The 9,093-nt window shown below is 66.7% G+C and carries 4 protein-coding genes; 3 read left to right on the plus strand and 1 reads right to left on the minus strand.

The genetic code is table 11. The features are described 5' to 3' along the window. From LBC97_00170 to LBC97_00180, 3 genes are all read left to right on the plus strand, one after another. Positions 1 to 761, plus strand: a 761-nt coding sequence (locus LBC97_00170; protein ID MDR2564477.1) for a hypothetical protein, incomplete at its 5' end; no start/stop codon positions are given. A gap of 90 nt (positions 762 to 851) precedes the next feature. Next, entirely contained in the window at positions 852 to 6,800 is a 5,949-nt protein-coding gene (locus LBC97_00175) for a PKD domain-containing protein (protein MDR2564478.1), read from the plus strand. Between the two features lie 208 nt (positions 6,801 to 7,008). After that, on the plus strand, positions 7,009 to 8,439 hold the full coding sequence (locus tag LBC97_00180) for a hypothetical protein (protein MDR2564479.1): 1,431 nt from the start codon (positions 7,009 to 7,011) through the stop codon (positions 8,437 to 8,439). A gap of 24 nt (positions 8,440 to 8,463) precedes the next feature. Here LBC97_00180 and LBC97_00185 read toward each other — a convergent pair. Next, positions 8,464 to 9,093, minus strand: a 630-nt coding sequence (locus tag LBC97_00185) for a hypothetical protein (GenBank protein MDR2564480.1), incomplete at its 5' end; no start/stop codon positions are given.

Consider the following 9,093-nt stretch of genomic DNA (forward strand, 5'->3'; position numbering starts at 1 on the left):
TGTATGTGCCGGGTTCGGCGCAGGTGGTGTCGGTGGTGTTTGTGGATGACGACGCCGCCGGGGCGGTGGTGTCCCCGGTTCCGGGGACGCCCGCGGTGTTGACGGGCGCCCGGTTGTCGCCGGTCGGGTTCGGGGAGGGGGACGCTTTGGCCGGTGTGCCGGAGGGTTACGTGTTCAGCTCGTTGGAGAATGTGGGGTTCTTTGACGACGACGATTCGCGGGATCAGGTGATCGTGGTGCATTTGGTTCACCATCACACGGTGTCGACTATCACGGTGGTGCGGACGGTTCAGTACACGGGGGCTGGCGAGGGGACTCCCGTGCCGGTGGCTCAGGAGGTGTTGTGGTTTGTGGACACGGACGACGTGACTGGTGTGAGCGTGTATTGGTCGTCTGAGGGTTATCCGGAGGTGCCGACTCCTGGCGTCGAGGGTCACGTCCCGGACCGGGACCTGGTCGAGGGGACCGGCCCGGTCGGGTCCACGACCGTGCCGCCGACGGACACGGTCGAGGTGGTCGAGTACGAACCCGAACCAGAACCCGAACCAACACCCACCCCAACCCCAACACCAACGCCAACGCCGTCTCCAAGCGGTTCGGCGCCGGGTCCCGTGCCGTCCGCCTCGCCGCCGGCTTTGCCGATCACCGGTTCTGCGGGAGCGGGCGGGCTGGTTGCCGCGGCGGTGTTGCTGCTGGGGCTGGGCGCCGTGTTGGTGCGCTTTGGGCGGGCCAAGCGACACAGGGAGCCAAGCCTCGGATGACTAAGACGGCTTAGCCAACGGGCCGGGGCGGTTCGGTGATTCCATCAGCGGTGCCGCCCCAGCCCACGACCATTTGAAGGTGCCACGATTATGCGCTTTTCCACTTTGTCCCCAATTCGCAAATCCGGCAGGAATCACGCAGGGCGCGGGCAGGGCCCGTTGGCGCGGTGGCTCCTGCGCGGCGGCGCGGTCGTGGTCGCGGCGACGCTCGGTCTAGCCGCAGTCCTGCTGCCCGCGCAGGACAGTTCGGCGTTGGCGACCACGTTCCTGCTGAGGAAGAAAACGTTCGGCCCGAACGAGGAGATCGTGATCCTCTCCGGCCAGCTCAGCGAGGGCTGCGACGGGATCATAAGGGTTTCTGACATCTATGTGGTCCCCACCGGCACCGTTTCGCCAGGCGACAACATTAAGAAGAAGGACCCATCCGGCACGCCTAACCTGATCACCGCGACGTTGATGGGGCGCGGGTTCGCGTACGAGACGATTGGCTACACCGAGCCCGCCGGGAAAATCAGGCCCGGCGTTTACGACATCATTGAGGACGTCTGCCTGGACGAGGATTTCAACGACGGCGACACGATCCTTCGCCGCGCGTTTGAGGTCACGGGGGTGGATCCGTTGAACCCGCCTTCAGTCGCCAGCGAACTGGCCATCAAGAAGATCAAAGCGGAGGCGGCCAAAGAGGCCGACCGCTATGACGACACCATGTCATCCTTTGGCTGGGACTACTTCTGGCTGCTGTTTGGCAAGGTGGCCCCGTCCAGCAGTCCACGGCAAGTGTTAGAGCCCCTGTTCGACAGCCTTGTCTGCGTAGACGACCTGATCGGTGACCTGGTGGCCGATTGCGAAGACCTGATCAGCCAAGGGATGGACCAAGTGCCTGGGCCGCCGAGCTTCAGGGAGACCGCCGAAGCCGTAGGGATCTTCCATTCCAGGGTGTACCGAGGAATCGCGGCGGATCCGCCGGACTCCGCCTACGCCGAGCCGGTGGTTTTGGGGCAGGCACCAGACCTCGGGTCGGGTGAGGGCACCGAATCGCGAAGAGCCGCCCAAGAACTGCTCCACGCGGTCTGGGCCGAAGGTCTGGCGGCAGAGGCGTTCTTACACGCTTTGGAGAAGTACCAAGGCGCCCAGGAAGCACGGGACCCCGCGGCGGCGGTGGCACAGGCCAAGGCGGCGTCAGCCTACGCGCGCCAGGCCGCCGCCGGGCTGGAGGCCCAGGCGGATGCGCGCCAGAAACTGTTGGCGCTGGAGCCCTTGCCGAATGGGTTGCTGAATCCGACCACCGCCGCCGGCCTGGCGGAGATCCACCAGCGGTTGAAGGGCGGCGGTTCGCTCACCGCCGCCGAGGTTGCGGTCTTGGAGGGCTACGGTTTGAACGAGGCCGACCGCCAGGTCTTTGTGCAGGCGGTCATCGACGAAGAGGTTCTGGCCGCCCCTTACGTGTCCTTGGCGGACCTCGACGCGCAAGCCTCGGCCGCCGCGGCCACATTGGCTCCGGCTCTTGAGGAGGTGGCGACCCTGTTCGACGGGATCGTCTCCCAGCTGGAGACGGCCATGGCGAGCGCGAGTTTGAGCGGGTACCCGGCGGTGGCCCTCAGCGGGTCGGCGGCGGGGGAGGTCGGGTCTTCGGTGACGGTGACGGCATCGACGGGTTCGGGTAACACGGTGGCGTGGGACACGGACGCGGACGGGGACTTTGACGACGGGACGGGGGCGACGGCATCGGCGGCGCTGACCCACCTGGGGCCAAACGCGGTCGGGGCGTTGGCGACGGACGCGTCCGGGCGCCAGACGGTCGCGTACCACCTGGTGGCGGCCGCGTACCCGGCCAGCCACCCGACAGTCGTATCCGCCAATCCGGCGGTCGGGACGGCGGTGGAAGTTGACCAGGGCGCGGTGGCGGCCTTCGAAATCACACCCGGCCACACGGCCGGCCTGCCCGTCACGGTGACCTGGTACGTGGGCGGCCAAGCGGCCGGCACCGGCAACCGCGTGGAGGTGACCGGCAGCTCCGCGAAGCCGATCCAATACGTCGAGGCGGAGCTGACCGACACCAACGGCGTGACCGAATGGGTCGTGTGGGAGGCGTGGACCCCGGCCGCGCAGGGCGCGCCCGGGCTGACTGCGGGGTTCCGGTCGGAGGCGTCGACCGGGCTGGTTGACGTGGCGTGGGACCGTGCGGGCGGATCGATCGCGGCGGTGTCGAGTGTCTACGGGACATCCCAGAATTCCGCCGCGAGCAACGCGATCAACTCCTATTACGCCTGGTCCTGGTCGACCGGTCAGAACCAAACCACGAACCAGTGGATAACCATTGATTTGGGCGCCGATTGGGAAATCGCCGAAGTCCGGGTCACCCCGCACTCCAGCGGGAACTATCTGCCGGACAGCGTGGAGCTGTCGGTTGGTGACAACCCGCAAGGTCCGTTCACGCCGTTTGCGGGCGGGTCGTTCGGCACCGGCAACGCGACCCGGACCTGGGCGGCTCCGCACGGGGTCAACGGTCGCTACCTGCGCCTGGACGTTCCCCAGGCCCAGGCCGGCGCCTCCGTGATCACACTTCGGCGAATCGAGGTCCTGACCGGACAGGTGGGCGGGGCGGAGGTCGCGTTCGCCGACGCCTCGAGCGGTGCGGCGGCTGTGACGGGTTGGGCCTGGGATTTCGGCGACGGCACCACGTCAACGGAGCAGAACCCAACCCACAAATATGCTTCCACGGGCACCTATCAGGTCTCCTTGACCGTGACGGACGCCGACGGCGGGACAGCCACCGCCACCCGGTCCCAAGTGGTGCGAGGGCAGTCCGTGAACCCCGCCGTGGCATGGCCCGCAGAACCGGACGAGCGTTTCGCCCCTGTCTTTGGGATCAACCGGGCGGAATTGTCCTCGGTGGAGATCGACTGGGGAGACGGGTCGGCCCCCACCAGCGCGGACGCTTCGTCATGGTCACCTGCGGTGCCGTTGTACAGCCCCATGCACACGTTCCCCGACAACGGGGTCTATCAGGTGACGGTGACGGGCACGGACGTGTACGGCTTGCCGATTGTGCCGGTGACAACGGCTCTGACGGTGGCGAACTGGCCGCCCGATCTTTGGATCGCGCAGGACCACGAGATTTACGCGACGCAGCTGTGGAGGCCCGCGCCGAGCGTTTACGACGTCGCGGCGGACGGGGCCACGCTGGTTTGCGAGTGGGACTACGGCGACGGGGCCACCGAGCGTGGCCTGTGCGCCGAGTCGGCGACCTGGCAGCGACACATGTATGCGCCCGGAACGTACACTGCGACCGTCACCGTGATCGACAAGGACGGCGGTCAGCGTAGCGAGTCGACCACTGTCGTGGTGAAAGACAGCCACTACGTGAACGTGTATCCGGTGGCGGGCACGGCCACTGCGGATTCGGTTGTCGTGCGGGTGAAAGTGTGGGTGTGGGAAACCTGGGCCGAGGCGGCCGGCGCCCAGGTGGAGATTGCGGTCGGATCGACTGTGGTTTCGGTGACGACCGACGCGCACGGAGTGGCCGAGGCGCGGGTTCCCCGTGTTGCCTGGACCCCGGTGACCGCCTCGGTCGTAGCCGTGCCCGGAATGCCTTTTGCCGCAGGTTCGGACAGCAATGACCTGTCAATGATCGGGCGCCCACAGGGCGATGTTGTGTTTCTGGTTGACGATTCGGGTTCCATGGCCGGCGCTATCAGCAGCGTGCGGGAGAACATCGATTTCATCGCTGGCCGGTTGGGCATCGCGTTGGATTACCAGATTGGGGTCATGCCTTTGAATTACGAGGGCTCAGGCCCGCGCATTCTGTCTGCTGCGACCGATTCCCTGCCATGGATCCGCAAGGCGGTCGGACTGCTTGACACAAATGGGAACGGCGAACTGGGCCCAGACGCGATCGTCTCGGCTTTTGACTCCAGGACTGGCCTGCGCCCGGAGGCCGCGAGCTGCCTGGTCCTGGTGGCGGATGAGCACACCCAATGGTCCGCCTACACGGTGGCGGATGCCACGCAGGCTTTGGCGGACAACGACGCGACACTGTTCTCGATCGTGCCGACGGCGGCTAGCGCTGGCAACCAGGAGTACCGGGACATGGCGATCGGTTCCGGTGGGGCGGTGTTCGACTTCACCGATTTCGTCCGAAATCCCCAACCCGTGCTGAGCGCTTTGACAACACAGTGTGTGGCGTCAGTCGCTGATCGCCCGGACTTGTCGGTGACGGTGGAGGACGGTCTGAATCAGGTGGCGCAGGATGGCTCCGGGACTCACACCGTGGTGGTGTCGAATGACGGACTGGTGGGCGCGATCGGAGTTGAGTTGACGTTGGATGTTGACGGCCCGGTCAGTTTGGGTTCGGTTTCTGGTTCTGGCGTTGTGACTCCGCTGGCCGGCGGTGGCTCGCGGATCGCGTGGCCGGCGTTTGGCCTGGCGGCAGGCCAGACCGCCTCTTTCACCGTGGGTTGGTCGCCTTCGGCCGGCGCGCTGGCTGGCGACGTGGTTTCAGCGGCGGCTCAGGTGGTTGACGATGGTTCGAATGGGGCGGATCTGTCGCCCGCGAACAACTCGACTTTGGACACGACCGTGGTTGTGGCGCCGGGGACTCAGACCGTGTCGGTTGTGTATGTGGACGACGAGGCGGCGGGGGCGCCCGTGGTCCCGGCGGCCGGTGCGCGGACGGTGCTGGTCGGCCCTCGGTTGACCGCGGTTGGGTTCACCGAGGCCGAGGCGCGGGCGGGGGTTCCTTCGGGGTTTGTGTTTGTCTCGCTGGACAACGTCGCCACGTTCGACGATGACGACCAGGCGGCTCAGGTGATCACGGTGCATTTGGCGCACCACCGCACCCAGTCGTCTTTGGTCGCGACCCGCACGGTCGAGTACTTGGGCGCGGGCGCGTCGACTCCGGCGCCGGTTGTCCAGGACTTGTTGTGGTTTGTGGCGACCGACGATGTGACCGGGGTGACCACGTATTCCACGCCGGGCGGCTACCCGGAGGTCGTGTCCCCGGTGGTGCCTGGGTTCCACGCGGAACCCAGGGCGGTGCCCGCCACGGCGCCGGTCGCCTCGACGCTGGCGCGGCCGGCCGACTCGGTGGTGTCGGTGGTGTACTTGGCCGGTTCGGAGCAGTCGGTGTCGGTTGTGTACGTGGATGACGACCTGGGCGGCGGCCAGGTGGCGCCCGTTCCGGGGACCAGGACGCTGCTGGTGGGCGCCCGCTTGTCGCCGGTCGGCTTCACCGAGGCGGAGGCGCGCGCCGGCGTGCCGGAAGGGTACATGTTCTCCGCGATGGAGGGCGTGGCCGCTTTTGACGACGACGACTCCCAGGCGCAGACCATCACGGTTCATTTGGCCCACCACCACACGGTTTCAACCCTGGTTGTGACCCGGACGGTTGAGTACACGGGCGCGGGGAACGGCACCCCGCAGCCGGTGGTCCAGGAGGTCCTGTGGTTTGTGGACGCGGACGATGTGACGGGTGTGACGGTCTACTGGTCGTCTGAGGGTTACCCGGCGGTCGCGACTCCACAGGTCGAGGGGCACACCCCGGACCGGGATGTGGTGGCGGGCACCGGCCCGGTCGGTTCCACGACGGTGTTGCCGGTTGACGTGGTCGAGGTGGTCGAATACGAACCCGCCCAAGAACCGGAGCCCACACCGACTCCAACCGCGACGCCCAGTCCAACGCCCACGCCGAGCACGCCGGGTTCGACACCATCTCCGACTTCGAGTCCAACACCCATGCCGAGTTCGACGCCCGCGGGGCCAACACCGACGCCTAGTTCGACCCCGGCTCCAACGCCAACGCCGACGCCGACGTCGCACGCGGCGCCAACGCAGACGCCCACAGGAACGCCGCCCCTGGCTCCATCTCCGAGCGCTTCGGCTCCCGTGGCGGTTCCATCGGCTTCCGCGCCGCCGAGTCTGCCGATCACGGGCTCTGGCGGCGCCGGCGGCCTGGCTGCGGCAACTGCGTTCCTATTGGCGCTGGGCGCCGCGCTGGCGAACGCGGCCCGTGCCAGACGGCATCGGACGCTGGCAAACTGAGAAAACGGGAAAAACGGGGACGGTACCTGTTTCCGGCAGGCCGGAAACAGGTACCGTCCCCGTTTTTCGGCCGACAGCCAAACCGTGGTGTAGACCGAGTCGCGGTGGACCCGCCGAGAAACGTACGGCAGCCCCGAGATAAGGTAGATTGCATCTATGTAAGATGCGATCTTACTAAGATCGGTGCAATCAAGTGGAGGGCGGGCCAATGGCGTTTCGGGGCAGAGCTCCGGACCTGGCCGTGCTGGAACGGGAGTGGCAAGGCGTCGCCGCAGGTGGGGCAGCCGGCCGGGCAATCATCATGACCGGGCGTCGGCGGGTTGGGAAGTCGCGGCTGGCCGAGGAATTCGCGCGGCGGATCTCCGGGCCAAGCCTGTACTTCCAGGCCACCAAGGGGCGCGCGGCGGCGGCCGAACGGGCCGAATTGGTCGCAGCAGCCGGGTCTGCGGGATGGCCCGGATCCGGGGATGTCGCAGATCTTCCCGCTGGCGACTGGAACCAGGCCTTGCGGCTCTTGGCCATGGCATTGCCCGCAGACAGGCCCTCGTTGGTGGTTCTGGATGAAGTCCCTTGGCTGATCGCGCAGAGCCCGGATTTCGAAGGGGCTCTGCAGACCGTGTGGGACAGGCACTTGTCGGCCAAACCGGTGCTCTTGTTGTTGGTCGGCAGCGACATTTCAGTCATGTCCTCGCTGCAAGCCTATGACCACGCCTTCTTCGGCAGGGAGGCAGTCATGACGGTGGAACCGCTGACGGTGGCGGACGTTGCCGAGATGACAGGCTTGGGCGCGGCTGAGGCGATCGACGGCTGGATCACGACGGGCGGGTTCCCCGAGATCGTGGCCTCATGGCCAAAGGGGGCCACCTGGCGGGAGTTCGTGGCCGAATCCGTGGCCAACCCGCTGTCGCCGCTGTTGGCCGCAGGGCAGTTGACCGTGCTGGGGGAGTTCCCGTCGCCGTCACTGGCTCGGTCTGTGTTGGCGGCTGTGGGCGACGGGGCGCGCACCTTTAGCCACATTGCGCAAAGTGCGGGCGTGAGCGGAGCCGTGGCCTCGGGGAGCTTGAGCCCTGTCCTCAAGACCCTGGAGGACAAGCGGGTCATCGCGAGTTCCACACCCCTGTCCATGAAGCAGGGCGGGCGGGACCGCCGGTATTCCGTGTCCGATCCCTACTTGCGGTTTTGGCTGGCATTTGGCCAGGACGCGGTCAGTTTGGCTGAGCGGGGACGGCCTGATCTGGCTTTGTCCCGAGTGGAGGCGAAGTGGCCGGCTTGGCGGGGTCGCGCGGTCGAGCCGCTGGTGCGAGCGTCGCTGGAGCGCTTGCTGCCGGATGATTCTTGGCCTCAGGTGACCGCGGTGGGTGGTTGGTGGAACCGCCGGAACAACCCAGAGATTGACCTGATCGGGGCCGATCAGAAGCCCGTGGCCGGATCGATCGGCTTCGTGGGCTCGATCAAGTGGCGCGAGGACCGCCCGTTCGGTGGGCGTGACTTCGCGGCCCTGGCGCGCGACGCGACCGCAGTGCCCGGCTTCACTGACGCCACGCCCTTGGTGGCGGTGTCGCGAACAGGCGTCGAGCCAGGCATCCCTTTGGCCCAGTCGTGGACCCCGGAGCACCTGGTAGAAGCCTGGTGTCTCTGAGCAAATGGGAAATGGGGACGGTACCTATTTCCGCGGGAAATAGGTACCGTCCCCATTTCCGCCGACCGCCCCGGGTGCTTTTTCAGAGTCGGCTGTGGCGATGGCCGGCGTGAGCCAGAGGTACAGGTCCGCCGCGGAGTCCTCTGGCGGGAGTTCTAATGCCGTCGACGTGCTGCGCGCTTCCCACGCGCAGTAGGCGGTGGCCGCGTCATTGGTGGATTCGGACGGCGCTCCGTAGACGCGCCTGAGAATGGCCCTTAGGTGTTCGAAGAGGCCGCGCGCGGGCAACTCCAGCAGCGCCCGGTCCAAACTCGGATGGCGCTTCAAAGACGGCCTCTGGCTGAGTTGGCGGAAGTGCGCCATGGAGATCGCGCCAAGCCCGTCCTCCGTGAAACTCAGTTCAACCGCCCAGGGCAGCCCGTAAGCCACAACGTCGATCCAGGCGGAATCCTCCAGTTCCAAGGGCCGTTCGCCCAGGCACGACTCGGAAACCTCGGTTGGACTCATCCCCCAATCCAGCCCGAAAGAAGAAAACCCGCGCTCAAGGCCTGACCAGTCGTAAACCAGAGTCCTGGCGGCCAGCCACATGTCAAAGCGCCTCGACGGCTCAACGTATGACGGCGAATCCACTCGATCCCTAAACAACGCGACCAA

The sequence above is a fragment of the Bifidobacteriaceae bacterium genome, assembly GCA_031281585.1.
Classification (GTDB): domain Bacteria; phylum Actinomycetota; class Actinomycetes; order Actinomycetales; family WQXJ01; genus JAIRTF01.

Bases quoted from the DNA above. Each gene is read 5' to 3' on its own strand.
- LBC97_00180 (MDR2564479.1), top strand. From the start codon at position 7,009: ATGGCGTTTCGGGGCAGAGCTCCGGACCTGGCCGTGCTGGAACGGGAG.
- LBC97_00175 (MDR2564478.1), top strand. From the start codon at position 852: ATGCGCTTTTCCACTTTGTCCCCAATTCGCAAATCCGGCAGGAATCAC.